The sequence below is a fragment of the Hymenobacter sp. M1-2 genome (assembly GCF_057808495.1).
Genome location: NZ_JBTYZO010000019.1, coordinates 77,026 through 98,376, shown reverse-complemented (window position 1 = coordinate 98,376; position 21,351 = coordinate 77,026). Strand labels below are relative to the sequence as shown.

Annotated in this window: 16 protein-coding genes; 10 read left to right on the top strand and 6 right to left on the bottom strand. The window is 59.3% G+C overall.

The window, feature by feature from the left end:
- Positions 1 to 61: 61 nt before the first annotated feature.
- The 5 genes from ACYSMN_RS18085 to folP all read right to left on the bottom strand — a co-directional run bounded on the left by ACYSMN_RS18085 (position 62) and on the right by folP (position 8,413).
- Entirely contained in the window at positions 62 to 4,510 is a 4,449-nt protein-coding gene (locus ACYSMN_RS18085) for a cache domain-containing protein (RefSeq protein ID WP_488925323.1), read from the bottom strand.
- A gap of 28 nt (positions 4,511 to 4,538) precedes the next feature.
- On the bottom strand, positions 4,539 to 5,996 hold the full coding sequence (locus ACYSMN_RS18080) for a patatin-like phospholipase family protein (protein WP_488925322.1): 1,458 nt from the start codon (positions 5,994 to 5,996) through the stop codon (positions 4,539 to 4,541).
- 99 nt (positions 5,997 to 6,095) lie between these two features.
- Positions 6,096 to 6,329 carry a hypothetical protein gene (locus tag ACYSMN_RS18075; RefSeq protein ID WP_488925321.1) on the bottom strand — a complete coding sequence of 78 codons (234 nt, stop codon included), beginning with the start codon at positions 6,327 to 6,329 and terminating at the stop codon, positions 6,096 to 6,098.
- A 375-nt stretch (positions 6,330 to 6,704) separates the two neighbouring features.
- Complete coding sequence (cdaA, locus tag ACYSMN_RS18070; protein WP_488925320.1) at positions 6,705 to 7,544, bottom strand: diadenylate cyclase CdaA; 840 nt, start codon at positions 7,542 to 7,544, stop codon at positions 6,705 to 6,707.
- Positions 7,541 to 8,413 carry a dihydropteroate synthase gene (gene folP, locus ACYSMN_RS18065; protein WP_488925319.1) on the bottom strand — a complete coding sequence of 291 codons (873 nt, stop codon included), beginning with the start codon at positions 8,411 to 8,413 and terminating at the stop codon, positions 7,541 to 7,543. The genes cdaA and folP overlap by 4 nt, the downstream gene beginning before the upstream one ends.
- Before the next feature lie 195 nt (positions 8,414 to 8,608).
- Between folP and ACYSMN_RS18060 the strand changes: the two genes are divergently transcribed.
- The 5 genes from ACYSMN_RS18060 to ACYSMN_RS18040 all read left to right on the top strand — a co-directional run bounded on the left by ACYSMN_RS18060 (position 8,609) and on the right by ACYSMN_RS18040 (position 13,323).
- Positions 8,609 to 9,163 carry a DUF1599 domain-containing protein gene (locus tag ACYSMN_RS18060; RefSeq protein ID WP_488925318.1) on the top strand — a complete coding sequence of 185 codons (555 nt, stop codon included), beginning with the start codon at positions 8,609 to 8,611 and terminating at the stop codon, positions 9,161 to 9,163.
- 138 nt (positions 9,164 to 9,301) lie between these two features.
- Positions 9,302 to 10,408: a BT_3928 family protein gene (locus ACYSMN_RS18055; RefSeq protein WP_488925317.1), complete on the top strand. Its 1,107-nt coding sequence runs from the start codon at positions 9,302 to 9,304 to the stop codon at positions 10,406 to 10,408.
- Between the two features lie 214 nt (positions 10,409 to 10,622).
- Complete coding sequence (locus ACYSMN_RS18050) at positions 10,623 to 11,681, top strand: ABC transporter permease (RefSeq protein ID WP_488925316.1); 1,059 nt, start codon at positions 10,623 to 10,625, stop codon at positions 11,679 to 11,681.
- 375 nt (positions 11,682 to 12,056) lie between these two features.
- On the top strand, positions 12,057 to 12,578 hold the full coding sequence (locus ACYSMN_RS18045) for a shikimate kinase (RefSeq protein WP_488925315.1): 522 nt from the start codon (positions 12,057 to 12,059) through the stop codon (positions 12,576 to 12,578).
- 67 nt (positions 12,579 to 12,645) lie between these two features.
- Complete coding sequence (locus tag ACYSMN_RS18040) at positions 12,646 to 13,323, top strand: sterol desaturase family protein (RefSeq protein WP_488925314.1); 678 nt, start codon at positions 12,646 to 12,648, stop codon at positions 13,321 to 13,323.
- A gap of 139 nt (positions 13,324 to 13,462) precedes the next feature.
- Here ACYSMN_RS18040 and ACYSMN_RS18035 read toward each other — a convergent pair whose 3' ends face one another.
- Positions 13,463 to 13,633, bottom strand: coding sequence for a hypothetical protein (locus tag ACYSMN_RS18035; RefSeq protein WP_488925313.1), 171 nt, complete (start codon positions 13,631 to 13,633; stop codon positions 13,463 to 13,465).
- 257 nt (positions 13,634 to 13,890) lie between these two features.
- Between ACYSMN_RS18035 and ACYSMN_RS18030 the strand changes: the two genes are divergently transcribed.
- The 5 genes from ACYSMN_RS18030 (at position 13,891) to ACYSMN_RS18010 (ending at position 21,311) form a co-directional block, all read left to right on the top strand.
- Positions 13,891 to 15,870 carry a fasciclin domain-containing protein gene (locus ACYSMN_RS18030; protein WP_488925312.1) on the top strand — a complete coding sequence of 660 codons (1,980 nt, stop codon included), beginning with the start codon at positions 13,891 to 13,893 and terminating at the stop codon, positions 15,868 to 15,870.
- 228 nt (positions 15,871 to 16,098) lie between these two features.
- Positions 16,099 to 17,130, top strand: coding sequence for a sensor histidine kinase (locus ACYSMN_RS18025; RefSeq protein WP_488925311.1), 1,032 nt, complete (start codon positions 16,099 to 16,101; stop codon positions 17,128 to 17,130).
- Positions 17,130 to 17,897, top strand: a complete 768-nt coding sequence (locus ACYSMN_RS18020) for a LytR/AlgR family response regulator transcription factor (RefSeq protein ID WP_488925310.1) — start codon at positions 17,130 to 17,132, stop codon at positions 17,895 to 17,897. Before ACYSMN_RS18025 ends, ACYSMN_RS18020 begins: the two co-directional genes overlap by 1 nt.
- 75 nt (positions 17,898 to 17,972) lie before the next feature.
- Positions 17,973 to 18,698, top strand: coding sequence for a hypothetical protein (locus ACYSMN_RS18015; protein WP_488925309.1), 726 nt, complete (start codon positions 17,973 to 17,975; stop codon positions 18,696 to 18,698).
- A gap of 297 nt (positions 18,699 to 18,995) precedes the next feature.
- Complete coding sequence (locus ACYSMN_RS18010; protein WP_488925308.1) at positions 18,996 to 21,311, top strand: heavy metal translocating P-type ATPase; 2,316 nt, start codon at positions 18,996 to 18,998, stop codon at positions 21,309 to 21,311.
- Positions 21,312 to 21,351: the final 40 nt, after the last annotated feature.

Genomic DNA, 21,351 nt, shown 5'->3' with positions numbered 1-21,351 from the left:
TAGCAGGATTGGCTCTTTGTCTAATAGCCAACTATCTACTAGTTACTACTTGAAGGTTCTATCACTTGGCCGAGTCGGCTGGTTTAACTGAAAAGCTGATGAAGCGGTATGCTAGGGGGGCGATGCTCAGGACGGCGGTCAGGAAAGACTGAATCTCGTTCAGAGCGCTGCGCTGAGTGACGAATATAAACAGCCCGGCGGCGGAGAGCAGCAAGAAAACCGGGAAGCTGCGCTGGCTCCAGGCGCTGTCGCTTTGGGCTTCCTGCTGGGCTTCGCGCTCAATGCGAAGCGCCTGTTCCTGGGGCAAACCCACCAGGATGAAGCTGCGGAAGGTTTCATTGACAATGCGCAGGCCCCGGTGGTCGTACAGGAGCAGGCCACGTTGGAGCAGGTCGTTGATGATTAGGGAGTCTCGGCCATTGACCAAGCCATCCTGTGCCAGGTCGTAGAGCAGATATCGTTCGGTAGGGCTCAGCGTTTCCCAGAGTTGGCGCAGCTGGAACTGGGTCCGGCGCTGAGTGGCCAGAATGATATCTTCCTCCGTGGGCACGTGACTCCTGTAGGCGCTGTCGAGCAGAAAAAACTCTAGCTCTTCCTCCAGCGGCCATAAAACGGGAAGCGCGCGACACTCCACTTTCACAAACCAGCGCAAGGCCACATAAGGCTGCATTTCCTTTTCTAGGGAGGTGTCGGAAACTCCTGGTTGCCAAAGAATACGCCGCATTTCACCCCGGAAATTCTGTTCTTCGGTGGCCAGCTCCTGTGCCAACTCCAGCTTGTCGGGTGGGGCTTGCCAGGGGCGGTCGGGGCACAGAGGAGGTTGCGACTGAGGCGATTCGTAGGCGAATGTGAAGTCGGCCAACGCATCGAGCAGACGGTCGCCTAGCGCCCACACCTGTTGGTGCTGCTCTTTGTTGGGGCACTGCTCGCGGCTGTGCCCGCAGTCGGCAAACAGAGCCGGATGCACCTTCGACACGACCACCACGCGGAAAGCGGGCGGTAGGGTTGACAACTGCTCCAGTACTTCGGTTTTGGCGCGGGTAAACTCCGAATCCTGAGGACGGTAGTCGAAGTGCTCTAGCGCAATGATACGCGGCGCCGGCTTCTGCACGTCGAGCAGAAATTTTTTCGCTTTTTTCAGGAAAGAGCTGGTCGGCGATTGGGATACTAGCTGGCGACAATCGAGGCGCAGCACGCTCGAATGGTCAAAATTCCTCTGAGAGAAAGTGCTGTCGAAGGGGTCAATCAAGTACTGACGAGCGGCCGGTAAAGGCGGGGCCTGATGCACCAATTCTTTCAAACTGAGCAGGTGCAGATTGAACACCCGCCGCGTCAGGACGCGCAGTAGCGCATATAGCACAATGCCCAGTAGCAACGACAAACCCATTTGGCGCAGCCAGCGCACCACGTAACGCGCTGTTGCCTCGTTCCGCACAATGGGTTGGGGCAAATACCAGTGCCGGCCCCAGGCTAAGTCGCTGACGTGGGCCGTAAACCGGGCGTAGGTACCATTGGGACGAGGAATATATGCTTGTAGACGATTATGCTCTCCCCCTTCCCGCGCCGTATGCTCGGTGACCAACAGCGGCGCACGATTTCCCAGAGGTAGGGTGCTTTGGGGAGCTTGAGCCAGGGTGTCGAAGGAAGGATGTAGCCACCGTACCAGCTTGCGCAAATTCTTGGTGGAACGGCTGGGTTGCGCAATGGGCGCAGTAGGTACTACGTTGTAGTAGGTGCCAAAGAAGAAGGGTAGATAGGCCTTGCGGTGCCCTTGTTCCTGGCCGCTTAGCCGCTCCGCGGCGGCCAGGGGCGTTTGCAACTGCTGGTCCAGGCGCAGGTAGGCATAATGCAGCTGTAACTCCCGCTCGACGCGGTAAGCCAGGTGGTAGCAGTAAATAGGAGGCAGAATACTGACCACTACCACCCAGCCGAGCATCATCAGTGCGTAAGCCCGCTGAAACCAGTAAGTAGGATTTCGAGTCTGAAACCACTTGATGGGCCGTGCTTGCGCCACCGCGCCGCGCCGCAGCCATGCGGCAATCCGGGGAAATCTGTGTTGAAACAAGGGGGCGAATGACGTCCGTTGCTCTCTTGCCAGGAAAGACAACCCGAGAAACAGCATCAGCAAGGCCACCTGAAACAGAAGAATGTAGCCACTAGGACCCGCCCAATAAAGCGCCAGCAAGTTGTAGGCTATCACTTCCGCCAGCACCAGGACACTCACCCTGGCTAGGGCTTGGCTTTTTCTGTCGGAAGGCAGTTGCAACTGCCAGAAGCCGAACCCAAAAGTGTAGATGGGCAACAACAGCAGCAGAAATGGCTGTTCGGAGGGCGGCGTACGGTCTGCAAACAGCATGAGCAGGGCCGCCCCACCCGCCAAGGCCACCACAATGCGCCAGTAGGCTGCTTCCCGTTCGGGCCGGGGCCAAAGCCGGCGAAGGCTGTAGCGCAGATTCAGGAGCCGATGGTGGCGCGGCAGCACCAGCACGTAAAGGCCGAGGAACAGCAGGTGCCCCAGACCAATAGCGCCTAGCAGCGTGGCCGCTAGGCTGAGCGTTTGCATCTGACGGGCCTGGATTGCCCGCAGGTCGGCCATGGTCATTAGGTACAGCGGCCAGGTGCCTAGCCGCCGGATGCATACGCGCTGATAATGCCCTTGGTACTGAACAACGCCCTGCGTCATTTCTTGGGTGAGTAGGGCAGTGCGCAGTAACGCAACCGGCTCGGTGTCCTGAAATAGGTTTTCGCTCAGACTCAGGCGGTCATCGGAATGAAACTGAACTTCACCTTGCTCATCCAGCACGCAGAAACTGTAGCCGGGCGGCAGCAGCGGAGCCGAGAGCGAACGAAGCTGGGTGGTGTAGATGCTCAGCACCGATTGTACGCTGCTGTCGGTTTTCGCCAGGCGGCGCGCCCCTCCTTCTTGGGAGAAAGACTGGCGGCTCGGCCGTGCAAATACCGCCGCCTTTTCGCCCTTGCGGCCGTAACGGACCACCGAGGCCAGTCGGAAAAGCGTGTCGCTCAAGTTCGTACTGTCAGGGGAGGAATCTGCCGGAAACCGCCACAGGTCGCCTTTGAGTGCTTGCTGCATGTACTCCCGGTCTTGCAGGCTAGGGTTGAATCTAGTGGAGAGCTTATCTACGAACACCAATCCTTCCCCTTGGCGGTCCAGCCACTGTATTCGGTCGATGGGGGCTTGCCAGACGCGGGGGTCATTGTTCAAGCCCACAGCGGCCGGGAGAAGCTTGCTGGCGGGCAGGTAGTTTTCTGTCGGCGCGGTGGTCTTGTCTAGATACAGCTTGCGGAGCTTCGCTTGGCTTTTTTCCTGTTGGCTTAGCTGCTTCTGGGCTTCGGCGCGGCGCAGGCCGGCCTCCGCCGCGCGCAACGTGGCCCGTATATCGCGCAGCTCCTGGGTCAGTGCCGTTTCCACGGTCCCCGAGAGCTGCCGAAGCTGGGCATCCAACAGATCGGGCTCCAAGTCATACTTGGCAACCGGCGAGAGCGAGAGCAGCATCAGAAAAGTGGTACCGAACACCAACGACAGCCCGCACTGCACCACGTCGTTTCGGCTGAGTCGCTCGCGGGCATTCATGAATACTATCTTCATGTACGGCAGCGCCAGCAGCCCGAGCAGGATAACCGCCAAAGCCACTTCCAGCACACTGTCGGGTAGGGCTAGCTGCTTGTTCCGAAACTCCGCGGTAGGGACGGCCCCCGCCAGCAGCCAGGTGGTGGTGCCGCTCACTCGTATTGGTTCCACAAACAGCTGGTACGACTGCCCATTGATAGCCAGTTCCACCTGGCGCGGGGCCAGAATGCCGGTGGTGTCCCGGAGCCAGCGCGGCGCCTTGCTGGTGGCCCCGCCGGAAAACTGCACGGTGGCGGGAGCCGGAAAGGTGCTGTAGTACACCTGATTGAGCTGCGGCACGGTGCCCCCAGACTCCTCGGGGCCAATAACGAGAAAGTCCCGGAACGCGTCGGGCCGCAGCAGGTTGTGCACAAAATCAGCCATGGAAGTGGAACTGACCACGTTTTGCCGGGCATCGAACACGTGCTCAAACTGAACTTGCTGGCGGGCGGGCAGCCAGCGGATTCCCACCAGCTCGCCCACGCTGCGAGGATCATCGGGGTTGGCCGATGGCTTCAGCGCCTCAAAAACGGGCGTGTTCAACCGTTGGCGCTGCCACTCTCGCCGCAATGAATCCGCTACTTTCTTGTACAGTGCCAGCTCGTTACCATTGCTTGGGACCTGGCCGCAACGGGAAAGCTGCCGCTGGCAGACGCCGTGCTGAATTTCGCGCCGCATGGCGTCCACCCGCTTGCCATACGCTTGGCCTTTGTTCTGGAGGTTCTCGCCAATGCGGCTCATCACCCGGAAATAGCGCGCCCGCAAGTAGGCTTCCCGCGCGGGCAAGTAGCCCAGAGTGTAATAGGCCACGCCCAGCCCCAGCAGCAGACTCAGGCTAATCGTGACGGCGTGGCGCCGCAGAGATTCCGTGACAAAGTTCATAGCTCGTCCGCTCATGCCCGCTAGGCCACTAGTCTTCCTGCAAGTAAGCTGGCATCAGGCCACCGGGCCATTCCAACTCGATAAGCTGCTGGCGGCGTTTCCGAACCATGTGCCGGGAGCGGGCCACTACTTCCACCTTGGCAGCTCGCAACGCCTTGTACGCCTCCCAGTCGAAGTTCTTCAGAAAGGCCACCGCACCGCGCACGCCCACGGCGAAGAGCTTACGTTTTTCCTCGGCCGGCATGTCGAAGGCCAGCCAGTTGAAGCCTTCCACGTTCAGGCAGTGCACCAAATGGCGATAGTCGGAATTGCGGCGGATGAAGTCGGCGTCGTACTGCGAGCGGGCCGCGTCGAAAATGGCGCCCAGGTATTGCAGCACCGAGTCGGTGGGGCGCAGGCTGGCCCGCTCCGTGCCCAGCTTCACGCCGAAGGTGGGCGCGGCCGGCACCTGGGTGTTGTCGTGGAAGACGTTGATGGGGAAGTTGGAGATGATGCCGCCGTCCACGAACAGCGCCTCTTGCGGAATGGGACCGAGGTACCCCAGCGCGTCCCAAGCCTGGCGGTAGCTGACGTGAGCGGCGCTGCTAGGGTCGCGGCCCGGCAGGTTGGTGCAGCGGTAGGGTTGGAAAAACATCGGCACCGACATGGAGGCTCGCACCAGCTGCGCCGGGCTGGTTTTTCGCCAGTCTTCCCAATAAAGCGGGGCCATTTCGGGGAAGATGACTTTGGTTTGGGTGCTGATGTCGGCCGTGATAATGGCTAGTCGGCTCAGCATCTCGGGCTGGTAAGCCACCTCAGTGGCGATGTTGCTGATGGGCGAGGGCCGACGGCGCAACCCACCGGGCGGCACCTCTGCCCGGCGTGCCAGCAAGGCTTCGATGCTGTTCGCCCCTTTCTCGTGCAGCAGCCGTTCCAGCCAGCGCGTGAAGTTGTCGCCCGGGTGCAGGCCATAGTCCTGGCTGATGTCTTTGCGCACCGACCAGGCTGAGTGGATGTCCTCCACCTTATCGACCTTGCGTTTCAACCAGCCCATCACGCCTGTATCCGTGATGTCGGGCTCTAGCAGCTCCCTGGTGAAGCCGGTAGCATTTTCGTTGCCATCCACGAAGTCGTAGAAATTCTGGTTGGCCAGCTGCTCAATAATCCAGTTGGTGGAGGTTTCGTGGCGCGGACCGGCGGCGGCCATCAGCAGCGCGTTGATGGAGCCGGCCGAGGTGCCACCGAGTTGCAAAAACCGGATGCCCACCTGCTCCATTGCGTAGACGTAGCCCACCAAAGCAATGCCGAGCATACCGCCGCCCTCCATCACGAGGTCCACGTACTGGTGGCGGTAGCCGCGCGCGTCGGGCGGCAGCGTGTCCGTAATGTCCGAAACCGACCAGTCCGGCCGGTCGGCCAGGTAGTTGTGCAGCTCGTACATGTCAGCATGGACGTGGCTTATGAAGTCCTGGGGCGTGAGGGGAGGAATAGTAGTGGAGGAAGCCATAGCAGCTGGAAGAAACAGGAAGAGATACAGTGGAGAAGGCAAGCCCCGCCAGACGCCGGCGGGCAGGTAGTGGCTAAGCATCAATAGCTCCTCGTGCGTCTAGCGTCTAGAGCAGCCAACCGAACCCGCCCGACTACTGGTGAAGTCGATTTGCCGAAACTTGGTGAGCTGAGCCACGAAGCTGAGAGCCTTGTCGAGTAGCGTCGGCCGGTCGTGGTGCCAAACGCAGCTCTTCGTTTTGGGCTGCTGGTTTTGCTGCTGGTTGTCGGTCTTGAAGCTGTGCCCAAACGGCTTCATACTGGGGTGGCAATGCAGGTCGATAACAAGGTCCATAACGCAACGATGAGGTAACGCCCGGCCGGAATGGTCCCGGGCAAGAAAACACGCAGCAATGCCTAGACTGCTTTTGGCAGCCTAGCCCAACGGTGGTAGGGTAGGACGAGGAACGGGGAGTCTGGCGCGGGTGTGCACGAAACCAGGAGAGGAGGCAGCAGCCCTCGGGCTGCCGGGCACAGGAAATAATATCTTCCGAAAGGCTGCCGGGCTAAAGCCAGAAACCTGCTTCGGGGTATAGCATGAGGAAAAAGTAGTACAGTTTATCTACAATCACAACCTGGGCGCCATAAAATTGAGCACGGTGCGTAAAATAGACCAGCATACGGATGCTTTGCACTCAACTGGCTAGAAATGAAGCAAAAGTCCTTGCGGCTACGCGGCCACCTCAGCGGCCGTGCCGGCCGAAGCAGCGGCGGGCCGGGCAGGTGCGTCGAAGAGCATTTCGTTGAGGCGGGCGCGCAGGTCGGCCGGGGCCAGGTTGCGGAATACTTCACCGCCGCGCACCAGCGAAATCTGGCTGGTTTCCTCGCTCACTACCAGCACCACGGCATCCGTTACCTCGGTCAGCCCAATGGCGGCGCGGTGGCGCAGACCTAGCGCGGCGGGCACGTCGGGGTTTTCGCTCACCGGCAAAATGCAGCGCGCCGCCTTGATGCGGCCCCCGCTAATGATGACGGCGCCGTCGTGCAAGGGGCTGGTTTTGTTGAAGATGCTCAGTAGCAAACGTTTGCTGACCACGGCATCGATAAGGTCGCCAGTGTCGCCGAAGGGTTTGAGGTCGGAAGCCAGGCTGAACGCAATGAGGGCGCCGGTTTGCTTGCTGGCCAGGCTTTTGGCCGCTTCCACGAAGGGCGTCACCGTAATACGGTCGGCTTCGGTATCGCGGCGCCAAGGGAACACGCGCACCCGCTCGAAGGCCGTTACCTTGCCAATGTTGAGCAGGAACCGCCGGATTTCCTGCTGAAACAAGATGATGCCGGCCAACACGCCCACGCTCATAAACTGCCCCAGAATGCTGGTCAGCAGCTCCATGTCGGCGGCTTTCACTACCAGATAAAACAGGTAGATGGACATGAAGCCCAGGAAAATCTTCAGCGCCACGCTTCCCGTCAGCAGCTTGTAGAGCTGATAAAACAACAACGTGACCAGTAGCACGTCCACGACGTCTATCCAGCCAATGCGCAGGAAGCCGATGGAGAAAGAGCCAATCACGGGGAGAGCACGGGGTAAGTGGTGGAAACGAGCTGCACGGTTTGCATGGCCTCGGCTACGTCGTGTACGCGCAGCAGCCGGGCCCCGTTGAGCAGCGCCAACGTATTGACGGCAATAGTACCGGTGAGGGCTGCATCGGGCGAGAGACCAAGCGGTTTATACACGAGTGTTTTGCGGGAAAGCCCCGCCAAAATTGGTAGGCCGAGCACGCGCAGTTCCGGCAGCCGGCGCAGCAGTTCGTGGCTCTGAGCGGGAGTCTTGGCGAAGCCAAAGCCAGGGTCCAGGATGATATCCGTAACACCGGCGGCGCGCAGCTGGGTCAGCTTGTCGCGGAAGTAGCGCACCAGCTCCAGCACAATGTCGCCTTCGTAGTGGGTGTGCTGGGTCATGGTTTGGGGCGTGCCGCGCATGTGCATCAGCACGTAGGGCACGCCGAGGCGGCCGGCCGTGGGCAGCATGTCGGCATCCAACTCGCCGCCGCTGATGTCGTTGAGGATGTCGGCGCCGGCGGCTACGGCCTCGGCGGCCACACCGGCCCGGAATGTATCGACGGACAGGAAAGCTTCTGGGAAGGCGCGGCGCACGGCGGCCACGGCGGGCAGCAGGCGGCGCTTCTCTTCGTCTTCGGGGATGTGCTCGGCGCCCGGCCGGGAAGAATATCCGCCCAGATCAAGCACGGCGGCTCCGGCGCGCAGCATGGTTTCAGCGCGGCGCAGCAGCTCATCTTCGGCTCCTACCCGGCTGCCTTCGAAAAAGGAGTCGGGCGTGAGGTTGAGGATGCCCATTACCTGGGGCCGGCGCAGGTCGAGGACGCGCCCGCCGGGGCAGCGAAGCGTGTGCGCAGCGGGAAAACACGTCGTATCTTGCACGGCCTGGAAGTGGGGGCGCGGTTGCCCACGCCCGTTTGAGTAAGAGTGAAAGTGCGTCGCACGCCTATTCAGTACAACAAACGTGGCAGGCGGGAGCCGCGGAGCTAAAACACAGCCCGCTCCGCCTTCATGGGCGCGTGCGACACGCCCTACGCCGATTGCCGACGCCTACGACAACAAAATAGCCTCAAAAACTTGGAGAATCAAACCCAGCTCGATTACGACCGAATTATAACGCAGTGCCGCGCGTTGTTTCTGGCTAAAACTCACGACTACGGCACCGCCTGGCGCATCATGCGCCTGCCTAGCATCACCGACCAGATTTACATCAAAGCCCAACGCATCCGCAGCATTCAGGAAAAAGGCACCCAGCTAGTAGCCGACGATGTGGACTCCGAGTTCGTGGCCATCATCAACTACTGTGTGATTGCGCTGATGCAGCTCCGGCTGACCGCCGACGCCCCGCTGGACCTGACGCCCGAAGAAGTAGCCGCGGCCTACGATCAGGAAACGGCGGAAAACCGTCACTTACTGTTCGCCAAAAACCACGACTACGGCGAAGCTTGGCGCCAGATGCGTATTGAAAGCATCACCGACATTATTCTGATGAAGCTGCACCGCACCAAGCAGATCGAGGACCTGGCCGGCCACACCCGCGTATCGGAAGGAGTGGAGGCTAATTATCGCGACATGCTGAACTACGCGGTGTTTGTGCTCATCAAGAAGAGGCTGGCCGGCCCCAATGCCTAGGGTCTTGCATGGGCGCGTATCTTGCGGCGCCTTAGCGCGGCGGCATCTGCCAACCTGGTTTCGCGTATGTAGCTAGTGGCTAACGGGTACTCAACTGAAGGTTTCAAGACCGGAGCTTCCAAGTCCTCAACAACCTATATGAAACTATTCACCAAAGTCTGCTGGCTGTTGCTGGGGGCGCTGTTTATTTTCTCCGGCCTGATCAAGCTGAACGACCCCGTGGGTACGGCCCTCAAGCTGGAAGAATACTTCGACGTGTTTGCCGAAGATTTCGGCAGCTTCTTTCTGATTTTCAAGGGTGTTTCGCGCACCATGAGCATCTTCCTCAGCTCGCTGGAAGTAGTGCTGGGCGTGGCGCTGCTGCTGCGTTGGATGCTGCGCCAAACCATGTGGGTGCTGCTGGCGCTGCTGCTCTTCTTCGCCTTCCTCACGTTCTACTCGGCTGCCTTCAACAAAGTCACGGACTGCGGCTGCTTCGGCGACTTTATCAAGCTCACGCCCTGGCAGTCGTTCAGCAAAGACGTGGTGCTGATTGGGTTGTGGCTGGTAGTGTTCTTCAACCAACGCTACCTGCGCTACAGCTTCGCCAAGGGTCAGCTGGGCGTGATGTACATTACGCTGGCCTGGGCCGTTGCCATCGGGATTGGGGTGCGGGCCTTGGGCCATTTGCCCTATTTTGATTTCCTGCCTTACAAAGTCGGCAACAACATCGGGCAGCTGATGAAGCCGCGCGAACAAGCCCGCTACCAGTACGTGATGGAGCGGAACGGCGAAACCAAAACCTTCGACCAGTATCCCACCGACTCCACCTGGAAATACAAGAGTATGGTGTCGTTGAACCCCGAGGCCTCGAAGCCGCTCATCACCGATTTTGAGGTATCGGACGTGGATGGAAACTCGTACACGCAGGAACTGCTGAAGGGCAACAAGCTGGTACTCATCGTACAAAACACCAACAAGACCGACCGGGAGCGGTTCCAGCAGCTCAACAAACTGCTCGAAGAGGCGGCTACCTCGCGCCGCAAGTTGCAGGCCATCACCATCACCAGCACCAGCCCCGATAAGTTCGATTCCTTCCGCCACGACGTGAATCTGGCCACGCCCTACTACTTTGCCGACGCCACCGTGCTCAAGTCCATGATTCGCTCCAACCCCGGCCTAATGGTGCTGAAAGACGGCACCGTGCTAGCCAAATATCACTACCACGACATCCCCGCGCTGTTTGAGGTAGAGAAGCTGTTTTGAGTTTAGGTGATTAGGTGAGTAAGTAATTGGGTGAGTAGGTTGTAGGGCCGGTAGCGCGAAGCTCCGGCTTCGCGGCTCGTTGAACGACTCGCGGCCGCGCCGTAACAACGATTATCGTTCAACTTCAGCAACGATGCGCGAAGCGGGAGCTTTGCGCTACAGGCCTATTACTTCCTCACCTAATCACCCAATTACCTACTCACTTAATCACCACATGCTCTCCTTTCTACTGCGCCGGCTGGGGCAGGGCCTGCTGATTCTGGCGGGCGTGGCTCTCACCGTATTTTTCCTGTTTCAGGTGCTGCCCGGCGACCCGGTGGCGCTGCTGGCCGGCCAACGTAGCGACGCCGCCACCCGCGCCGCCATAGCCGCCGACCTGGGCCTCGACCAGCCCATGCCCGCGCAACTGATCGGCTACCTGAATGATGTGTCGCCGGTGGGCGTGCACCCGCGCGACTCGGTGGGCGTGGCGAAGTACGGGGGCTGGACGTTGTTGCCGCTGGGCAAGCAGGCCGTAGTGCTGAAGACGCCTTATTTGCGCCGCTCTTTCCAAAGCAACAAAGAGGTGCTGAGCATCCTGCTCGACCATTTTACGGGTACGCTGTGGCTGGCTTTGGCCGCCATGCTGCTGGCGGCCGTGCTGGGCATTGCGTTTGGCGTGGTAGCCGCGCTCCGCCCGCACTCCTGGCTCGACCGGGCCCTCATCACGACGTCCGTGCTGGGTATTTCGGTGCCGTCATTTGTGGCTGGGATTCTGATTGCCATCACGTTTGGCTTCTACTGGAGCCACTGGACGGGCCTCAACCTGACGGGGCAGCTCTTCGAGACGGACGCCTTCACGGGCCGCCACTTGGTGTTGCGCAACCTGCTGCTGCCGGCATTCGCGCTGGGTATTCGGCCGCTGGCCGTTATCACGCAACTCACCCGCTCCTCCATGCTCGACGTGCTGGGCCAGGACTACATTCGTACGGCGCGGGCCAAGGGGCTTTCCGGCTACCGCACCGTGTTGGGGCACGCTCTGAAAAACGCGCTGAACCCCGTGGTTACGGCGGTGTCGGGCTGGCTGGCCTCGCTTATGGCGGGGGCGTTTTTCATCGAGTACATCTTCAACTGGAAAGGCCTCGGTACAGTCACGCTACGTGCCGTCGAAAACCTGGACTTTCCGGTGGTAATGGGTGCTACTATCTTTATTGCGGCGCTATTCGTGCTCGTCAATATCGCCGTTGATGTGCTGTACGCCGTGCTGGACCCGCGGGTAAGATTGGGTTCGTAGGCAACTTAAGTCGCGTCAGTGGTGGAACCCCATCGGGGCAGCACTCGGCAATGTGCGTGTCGCCCTGATGGGGCTTTCCCAACGTTGTGCTCGTTGTCTCTACCGATATGCCGCCCCGCCGGGGCTTGACTTTTCGTAACTTCCGTTAGCTGCTCTCTTCAAGGCTTTTGAGCTGGTAACTTCGCGGTGCCCGAATAGTCTTACCGGCTGCCGTTGCTGAGTTTAGTTACCAATGAGTGGGTAGTTGGCAGGTCAAGCTTCTATTGTACAGTTGAAGTGATGATATTATCAGATATTATATCAGCCGTTGCGCCACATCCACCAGCTTGCTTTAAGCGCAGCGACAATTCGCAACCACTAACTCACAATTTTCTGATGAGGCTTTCTTTAATTGGCATGCCGGGCGCCGGAAAGTCCACGCTGGGCCATGCCTTAGCGGTGGCTTACGAGGTGCCTTTTCTAGACCTTGACCGGGAAATAACCCGCCGGGAAGGCCGAAGCATTGCGGCCATTTTTGAGGCGGAAGGCGAAGGCTATTTTCGGGAGCGCGAGGCGGCTGTGTTGCGGGAAGTAGTAGCAGCGCCGGGGAATTTCGTGCTGGCGACGGGCGGCGGCACGCCGTGCTTCCACCAAAACATGGAAGTGCTACTCGAAACCGGCCCCGTGCTGTACCTAGACGCGCCCGTGGAAGCGTTGGTTGAGCGCATGCACCGCTCGGCCACTGTGCGCCCGCTGCTAGCTGGCGCCCCGGATGCCGAGGCGCTGGAGCGTCGTTTGCGTGAAACCTTGGAAGCCAGAAAGCAGTTCTACGACCGCGCACCACTGCGCTGCACACCGCCCGCCTGCACCATAGTCGGTGTCCGCCGGCTGCTCGACCACTACACTTCTACTGCGTGATGGCCGGTCGTTTGCGCTGTGGTTTGTACTTTTGTCCCCCGAAATCAGACCTTTCCCTGATATGTCTATGCAACCTGCCGCTCCCGAAACCGAACTGCGCATGGCCGTGAAAACGCCCGACGTGGTGAAGCCCAAACACAAAGGCTCGGCACAGCTCTTCCAGAACCCGGTGCTGGAGCGTCTCTCGCACACGCATATTGCGTTGCCGGTATCCATTTTCGTGCTTACGGCGGCTATCAGCCTCTACTACGGACTCACGCGTGGCTTCATCTCGGGCTTGTCGGCTTTTGGGTTGTTTCTGGTGGGCTGGTTTATGTTCACGTTCGTGGAGTACGTGATGCACCGCTACCTGTACCACATTCCGGCTACTACGCCCAAACGAGCCAAGTTTCAGTACACCATGCACGGCGTGCATCACGAATATCCGAAGGATAAGACCCGCTTGGCTATGCCGCCCATCATCACGGTATTTGTGACCTCGCTGCTATTTTTCCTCTTTCGGTTTGCGTTTGGCAGCGCGGCGTTTGGCATTCTGGCGGGCTTCGTGTTTGGCTACGCGCTGTATCTGTTTGTGCACTACGCCATTCACGTGTACGCTCCCCCCAAAAACTTCCTGAAAGTATGGTGGCACCACCATGCTCAGCACCACTACCGGCAAGACGAAATTGCTTTCGGCGTAAGCACTACGCTCTGGGACCACATCATCGGTACCATGCCTGACCGGAAAATGGAAGCTGGGAAGTGAGTATGGGGAAGTTAGGCATGAGAAGTTGAATGGCTGTTTGTGCAGCGAGCTTGCTTCCCTCAGCCAACAGAAAGTATTCGACGCAAAAAGGCAGCCCGTGGGCTGCCTTTTTTTATGGGGTTCTATTTTGGGCAGGGCTTTAGCGCCGGATTCGCCTCACGACGAACCACAGGAGCAACACCACCAAGAATACCCCGATGAGGCCAGTCCAGGCACCGGCTTTGAAGATGGAGCCGATGGCATCACAGCTGCTTGCAGTGAAGGCTAGAAGTACAAAAAGCAGGGCCAGTAGCGGACGGTAGGAGTTCATAGCAGAGGAAGGCTAAGGAGAGACACCTGCCCCAGCATGGAGCATTAGCCTTAGGTACTGAGTTGAGAAGGAAAAAGTTAAGTTCTGCTTGCCGGCGGTAGGTGGGTTGCGGGCTGTGAGGCTGTGCAGTTCACTCCGCTGTTGTTGCGGTTCGCTCCCTTCATATGGACCTTGGCTCCAGGGGGCGTATCCGAGGATATGGGCGTCGAGTTTGAGGAACAAAAAACTTCCATTCCTCACCCTAAACCGTTGCAATCATGCACAGCGTCACTACTTCTCTCAGTACCTTTTTCCGGCGAGCCTTCACGGTGCTGGCTCTGGGTTCTGCTCTGTTCACCACCGCCTGCGACGATGACGACGATGACAATGTTACGCCCCCGCCATCCGGCAGCAGCAACATTGTGCAGGTAGCATCGGCCAACCCCGATTTCTCCACCCTGGTAGCCGCCGTAACCAAGGCTGACTTAGCCACCACGCTCAGCGGCACGACGCAGCTGACCGTGCTGGCCCCCACTAACGCGGCCTTCGCCAAGCTGGCCGGCACTCCACTTGATGCCTTCAGCACGGCCGCGAAAATCAACGCCGTAACCGATCCTGCTCAGGTTGCTGCTTTGCGCTCGGTACTGCTCTACCACGTGCTGGCCGGCAAGAAAGCCGCCGCCGATTTCCCCAGTGGCTCCAGCGCCCAAGTGACGCAGAAGCCGGCTTCGTCGGGCATCAATGATAATAGCGTTTATCTATCCAAGAATGGCAGTAACATCTTTATCAACGGTGGTACAAAGGTGGTAACGGCTGATGTAGGAGCTTCCAACGGCGTTATTCACGCCATTGATAATGTGCTGCAACCGCCCACGCAAACCATTGCTGGCCTTGTATCAGCTAGCGCTGGAGCCACCCCGCCGCAATTTACCCAGCTGCTCCGGGCTCTGCAGCGGCCTGCCGCATCTGCTTTACTCACGGCCGCCACTACTGCTGGTTCTAACCTAACGGTGTTTGCTCCGACCGATGCCGCTTTCCAGGCCCTGCTCACGACCCTGAACCTAACGAACATCGACCAGGTGCCTGACGCTACCTTGGTGAGTGTGCTACAGCTGCACATCGTGAACAACGCCCGCGCTTTCTCGTCTGACCTAAGCGACAACCAGAGTGTTACTACCCTCGGCGGCAACGTAACAATAGGCGTAAATGGCGCGGCCGTAACGGTACGCGGCGCGGGCAATGTCATGACGGCCGCCAACGTAGCTACAGCTAACGTACTGGCCACAAACGGCGTGGTACACGTTATTGACCGGGTATTGCTGCCCGCCATGGCAGCTGGTCCCGGCAACATTGTGCAGGTAGCAACTAGCAACTCGGACTTCTCCATCTTAGTGGCCGCCGTAGCAAAAGCCGACTTAGTTGCTACGCTCAGCAGCACCACCCAACTTACGGTGCTGGCCCCCACCAACGCGGCCTTTGCCAAGCTGGCCGGCACTCCTCTTGATGCCTTCAGCACGGCCGCGAAAATCAACGCCGTAACCAATCCTGCTCAGATTGCTGCCTTGCGCTCGGTACTGCTCTACCACGTGCTGGCTGGCCGCAAAACCGCTGCTGATTTCCCGAACGGTTCTAGCGCCCAGGTGACGCAGAAGCCGACTTCGGCGGGCGTTAACGACAACACGGTATATGTGTCGAAGAACAGCAATGGCGTCTTCTTCAACGGTGGTACGAAGGTGGTAACGGCCGATGTCGCTGCTTCTAACGGCATCATTCACGCCATCGACAACGTACTGCTGCCGCCCTCCCAAACGCTTGCCGGTTTCGTAGCTGCTAGCGCCACGGCCGCTCAGCCGCAGTTCGTACAGCTGCTCCGCGCTCTGCAACGGCCCGCTGCCTCAGCTCTGCTTGCCGCCGCTACGGCTCCTGGCTCCAACCTGACGGTGTTTGCTCCGACCGATGCCGCTTTCCAGGCTCTGCTCACGACCCTGAACCTGAACAACCTCGACCAAGTGCCCGATGCTACGCTGGTGAGCGTGCTACAGTTGCACATCGTGAATAACGCCCGCGCTTTTTCTTCTGACCTGACAAACAACCAAGTCATTGCCACCCTTGGCGGCAACGTGACGGTAGGTGTCAACGGCGCAAACGTAACGGTACGTGGCCAAGGCAACGGTAATACGCCGGCTAACGTGGCTATTGCCAACGTGCTGGCTACCAACGGCGTGGCCCACGCCATCGACCGGGTGCTGCTGCCCTAATCCCCAACGACCTGCATAAGTCGCATCGCGCCGCCGCAGTTGACTGTGGCGGCGCGTATGCGTTGCGGACTCAGGCCATCCGGCTAGTACCGTGGCCGTTTGCTTGCCCATCTATTCGGGAGTGGACTTCGTAGGTAGCGCATTGTTGCGGAGCGAGGGTAGGCACGAGTTTGATTTTTTGCACTAGCTTCCCTGCCGCTCCTCTGGTCAGACCCTTTACTGCGCCATATGTTTTCCGTCCGCTACCGCTACGCTCTTATTCTGCTGTTGGCGGTGTACACCTACACCAACGTGCTCTTCATGGAAGTGATGCGTTACTACGGCCTGTCGGTGCCCACGGGCTGGGTGCTGGCGCTGTTTGTGGTGGTGGTGGCCCTGATTTGGGAAGGCAACCATTTGGTGGAGCGCTATTTGCCGGAACTGGGCCGCTTGCTTGGCGGCAAGGTGCACCCGCTCATTATTACGTTCGGGCTGAGTTTGGTTGTGACACTTATAGGTGTGGCGGTGCCGTCGTTTGTGCTGGGGCGCTACATCTATCCGGTACCCGATACGCAACTGCAGTTGGGCTTGAAGCTGGTGCTGGTGCTGGGTTTTCGGATCAACCTGTTTCTGAACACGCTCAACGCTATTTTCTACTTTCTGCGAGAACTGCGCCACAGCCAGGTAGAAGCCGCTGAGCTGAAGAAAACGAGCTTGCAGGCCCAGTTTCAGTCGCTCAAAGACCAGGTAAATCCGCACTTCCTGTTCAATAACCTGAACGTGTTGTCGTCGCTGGTGCACAAGGATGCCGACCAGGCCACGGAGTTTATTCAGCAACTGGCCAAGGTATACCGTTACGTGCTGCAAAACCAGGAAAAAGAACTCGTGGAAGTGGGTTCCGAACTGGAGTTTATGGAAGCTTACGTGTATTTGCTGCGCACCCGCTTCCACGAAAACCTCGACATCAGCATTGATGTGCCAACGCACCTGCTGCAACGCTACACCGTGCCGGTGGCTTTGCAAATGGTGGTGGAAAATGCCCTCAAACACAACATCAGCTCCAAAAACAAGCCTTTGCGCATCGAAGTGTACGCCGAGGCCGACCAGCAGTTGGTGGTGCGCAACAACTTGCAACCCCGGCCGGTGGTGGAGGCTTCCACCAACTTGGGCCTCAAGAACATCATGCGCCGCTACGGCTTCGTGAGTGAGCGGCCGGTGGAAGTGGTGCGCGACGATGCCTCGTTTAGTGTGAAACTGCCGTTGCTGCAAGGAGCCTTCTGATGGATATTCTCATTGTTGAAGACGAGCAGCTAGCCGCCGAGCGCCTGGCTTCCCTGCTCACGACCTACGACCCCGCGTTCCGGGTGCTGGACTGCCTCGATACCGTGGAAGACACGGTGCAGTGGTTCAAGAGCCGGCCCGTGCCGCAGTTGCTCATGCTCGACATTCACTTAGCCGACGGGCTGGGCTTCGATATTTTCCAGCAGGTGGACGTGCGCTGCCCCATCATTTTCACCACCGCCTACGACCAGTACGCCATTCAGGCCTTTAAGGTCAACAGCATCGACTACCTGCTCAAACCCATTGCTTTCCCCGATCTGGCCCGCGCCATCGACAAGCTCCGGCTTCTGAGCGCCGAGCCCACTGAAGCACCTTCGACCACCGATTTCCGGCAGGTAGCGGCGGCCGTGCGCGAGTTGCGCAAAACCTACAAAACGCGCTTCATCGTGCGTTTTCACGACCGTATCCTGTTCAAGACGACCGATGAAATTGCCTACTTCTGCGCCGATGGCAAAGTGCTCTACCTCACCACGCTCGACCAGCGCCGCTACATTGTGGATTACACCTTGGAACAGCTAGAGGAACTGCTCGATCCGGCCGACTTTTACCGGCTCAACCGCAAGTTCATGGTTCGGCTGGCGGCTATCAAGGACATTCGTACCTACCTTGGGGGCCGCCTGAAATTGCTTTTGCAGCCACCCACCGATGCGGAAGTTATTGTGAGCCGGGAGCGAGTAGCCGACTTCAAAAGCTGGCTGGATAAGTAAATAAGGCGTAGGATGCGTCGTTTTTTGCCAACTTGCCGCCACAAGCCCCTGCTTTTGACTGCCAGTATTCTGCTTATGGCTCGCCTTCTTTTTCTCAGCCTGCTCGTGCTCTGCGGCTTTTCCAGCCAGGCGCAACGGCCCACCGAGGATGTGCTGTACCTGAAAAACGGCTGGGTGCTGCGCGGCCGGCTCTTGTCGGCACCCGATGCCCCCACCGTAAGGCTACAAACCACCGACCGGAACGTCTTCGTGTTTACGCGCCCAGAAGTGGACTCGCTGCGCCAGGAGGCAACACCGCCCAATACGCTGCAGAATTATAAGCGGCGGGGTTTTGCTCATTTCACGGAGCTAGGTGCCTTAGCGGGCCGCAACACTAGCAGCTCCACCAATACGTCGGCCTTTTCCTTCCAGACCGTCAACGGCTTCAAGTTCAACCAGTGGCTGTACACGGGCCTCGGCGTGGGCGTCGATTTGTACGCCACGCAAAGCCTGCTGCCCCTTTTCGGCAGCGTCCGGGGCGACTTGCTGAGCCGCGGCACCCTCATTCCTTTCTACTTCGTCGATGCTGGCTACGGCATCAACATCACCGGCGAGGACGATACGCTCGTACAACCCATAACGTACTCGGGCGGCGGGCTGTTTGCTTCGGGAGTAGGCCTAAAGGTGCTGTTCAACAACAGCACCAGCTTCCTCATCAGCGTCGGCTACCGGTCCCAACGCACCACGCTCAGTCGCCCCAACACCCCCGATGAGCCCGTGACTTTCCAGCGTATAGCAGTGCGGGCTGGCTTTGCTTTTTGATAAGCTAAGCTGATGGCAGAGTTGCGGGTTGAGCTACGGCACCCCTAGCTACTCCAGATTACGGCCGACAACAGCTAGAAAGCTATAAGCTAGTTCCCCTCCTTAAAAGATGAGGGGAACTAGCTTATAGCTCTAATCCACAACTTCGGATATAGTACTACGGCACCCGTTCGCCGCGCCGAATGTTGTAGGGTCCGAATGCAAATCCTGCACATCCGGCAGCCGACGTTGCCGGTTTTATTTGTGGCGGCAGTTCCGGGCTGGGTTTGGTCTGGTTGAGCAGCCGCGCCTCTTACCATGAATCATCTCCAGAATTCCGCGCCTAGTATCCCGGACGTTGCGCCGGCTCCGGCTGCCGCTGATACCGAAACCACCATCCTCAACATCGAGGGCATGACCTGCGCTTCCTGCTCCAATTTCGTGGAGCGGACACTGAGCCGCACGCCCGGCGTGCAACGGGCCACCGTGAATTTGGCCAGCGAAAAAGCCACCGTGGAGTATGTACCCGCTCAAATAAACCGCGCCGGGCTGAAAGCCGCCGTGGAGCAAGCTGGCTACGGTGTGCACGAACCCGCCGCGCCAGTTGCAGGGATATTAACGGCCGATGATGAACTGGCCCAGCGCAAAGCCACCGCTTACGGCCAATTGCTGCGCCGGTTCCAGGTGGCCGTGGTGCTGGCGGCCATCATTATGCCCCTGAGCATGTTGATGCTGTGGCCCGCCCTTATGGAGCGCGTATCGATGCCCGTGCTCAACTACGTGCAGCTGCTTCTGACGCTGCCCGTGCTACTCTACAGTGGCCGGGAGTTTTACGTGGCGGCCTGGAACGGCCTGCGGCACCGTACTGCCAGCATGGATACGCTTATTGCCGTGGGCACCGGCGCGGCGTTTTTGTATAGCCTTGCCGCCACGCTCGTGCCGCACTGGTTCATGCGCCAAGGCCTTATGCCGGAAGTTTATTACGATACTACGGCCACCATCATTGCCCTCATTCTGCTCGGAAAAGTACTCGAAAGCCGGGCCAAGCAACGCACCTCGGCCGCCATTCGGGCCCTGATGGGACTGCAAGCCAAAACGGCCCGCGTAGTGCGCCACGGCCAGGAAGCAGATATTCCGCTGGAAGAAGTACGGCTCGGCGATGTAGTAATAGTGCGCCCCGGCGAAAAAGTGCCCACCGACGGTGTGGTACTCGACGGCCGTTCCGCCGTGGACGAATCCATGCTCACCGGGGAGAGCCTGCCCGTCGAAAAGGAGGAGGGCAACGCCGTGTTTGGGGCCACACTCAACAAGACCGGCTCGTTCCGCTTTCGCGTGACGAAAGTGGGTCAGGAAACCATGCTGGCCCAGATTGTGAAGCTTGTAGAAGAAGCCCAGGGCAGCCGCGCGCCCATTCAGCGCCTCGCCGACCAGGTAAGTGCCGTGTTTGTGCCGGTGGTGGTACTGATTGCCGTGCTCACGTTTGCTGTATGGTTTGTGGCCTCGCCCGAAGCCACGCGGCTGCCGCTGGCTTTGGTCAATTTCGTGGCGGTGCTCATCATTGCTTGCCCGTGCGCGCTAGGGTTAGCTACGCCCACGGCCATCATGGTGGGTACCGGTAAAGGGGCGGAGCTGGGCGTGCTCATCCGCAATGCCGAGGCCTTGGAGAAAGCCTACAAGGTCGATACCGTGCTACTCGACAAAACCGGCACCATCACCCAAGGTCAGCCGGCCGTAACAGATTTCGTGCCCGTGGCTGATGCGCCAATTAACTTGCTGGCCGTGTTAGGCGCTCTGGAGCGCTACTCCGAGCATCCGCTGGCCGAAGCCGTGGTGCGCTACGCGGAAGGGCAGAATGTTGAAGTGCTGGCCGCCACGGATTTTCAGGCTTTCGAAGGCCAAGGTGCGGCGGCAACTGTTCTGGGGCAGACCGTCCTCATCGGCAACCGGCGCCTGCTCAACGAAAACAACATCAGCCTGCCCGCCCAGCTTAGCCAGGCCGCTGAGCAGCTACTAGCCGAGGCAAAAACGGTGCTATATGCCGCCGTAGCCGGGCAAGCCGCCGCAGTGGTAGCTGTAGCCGACACCGTGCGAGCTACCAGCGCGGAGGCCATCCGGGAATTGCAACGCCAGGGCCTGGAAGTGGTGATGATGACGGGTGACAATCCGCAAACCGCGGCCAAAGTGGCCCAGCAAGTTGGTATTACGCGCTACTTCGCGGAAGTGCTGCCCCAGGACAAAGCCAGCAAAGTAAAAGAGCTACAAGCCGAAGGCCGCACCGTGGCCATGGTCGGCGACGGTATCAACGACGCTCCGGCGCTAGCCCAGGCCGACTTGAGCCTGGCGATGGGCGGCGGTACCGACGTGGCGATGGAAGCCGCTGGCATCACCCTTATGCGCTCCGACTTACGCGGTGTAGTGACGGCGCTACGTCTGTCCCGCCAAACCATGCGCACCATCCGGCAGAACCTGTTTTTCGCCTTCCTCTACAACACGCTGGGCATTCCCATTGCCGCCGGGCTATTGTATCCCTTCACGGGCTGGCTGCTTTCGCCCATGCTCGCTGCCGGCGCCATGGCTCTAAGCTCAGTTTCGGTACTGACAAATTCGCTACGGTTGCGCTCGGCGAAGGTGTAGCCAGGGGCAACCGCACCGCGGAAAGCTATTCTGCCACGAG

Bases quoted from the DNA above. Each gene is read 5' to 3' on its own strand.
- ACYSMN_RS18040 (WP_488925314.1), top strand. From the start codon at position 12,646: ATGCAACCTGCCGCTCCCGAAACCGAACTGCGCATGGCCGTGAAAACG.
- ACYSMN_RS18010 (WP_488925308.1), top strand. From the start codon at position 18,996: ATGAATCATCTCCAGAATTCCGCGCCTAGTATCCCGGACGTTGCGCCG.
- ACYSMN_RS18045 (WP_488925315.1), top strand. From the start codon at position 12,057: ATGAGGCTTTCTTTAATTGGCATGCCGGGCGCCGGAAAGTCCACGCTG.
- ACYSMN_RS18075 (WP_488925321.1), bottom strand. From the start codon at position 6,329: ATGGACCTTGTTATCGACCTGCATTGCCACCCCAGTATGAAGCCGTTT.
- ACYSMN_RS18030 (WP_488925312.1), top strand. From the start codon at position 13,891: ATGCACAGCGTCACTACTTCTCTCAGTACCTTTTTCCGGCGAGCCTTC.
- ACYSMN_RS18055 (WP_488925317.1), top strand. From the start codon at position 9,302: ATGAAACTATTCACCAAAGTCTGCTGGCTGTTGCTGGGGGCGCTGTTT.
- ACYSMN_RS18085 (WP_488925323.1), bottom strand. From the start codon at position 4,510: ATGAACTTTGTCACGGAATCTCTGCGGCGCCACGCCGTCACGATTAGC.
- ACYSMN_RS18015 (WP_488925309.1), top strand. From the start codon at position 17,973: ATGGCTCGCCTTCTTTTTCTCAGCCTGCTCGTGCTCTGCGGCTTTTCC.
- ACYSMN_RS18020 (WP_488925310.1), top strand. From the start codon at position 17,130: ATGGATATTCTCATTGTTGAAGACGAGCAGCTAGCCGCCGAGCGCCTG.
- ACYSMN_RS18080 (WP_488925322.1), bottom strand. From the start codon at position 5,996: ATGGCTTCCTCCACTACTATTCCTCCCCTCACGCCCCAGGACTTCATA.
- ACYSMN_RS18035 (WP_488925313.1), bottom strand. From the start codon at position 13,633: ATGAACTCCTACCGTCCGCTACTGGCCCTGCTTTTTGTACTTCTAGCC.
- ACYSMN_RS18025 (WP_488925311.1), top strand. From the start codon at position 16,099: ATGTTTTCCGTCCGCTACCGCTACGCTCTTATTCTGCTGTTGGCGGTG.
- ACYSMN_RS18050 (WP_488925316.1), top strand. From the start codon at position 10,623: ATGCTCTCCTTTCTACTGCGCCGGCTGGGGCAGGGCCTGCTGATTCTG.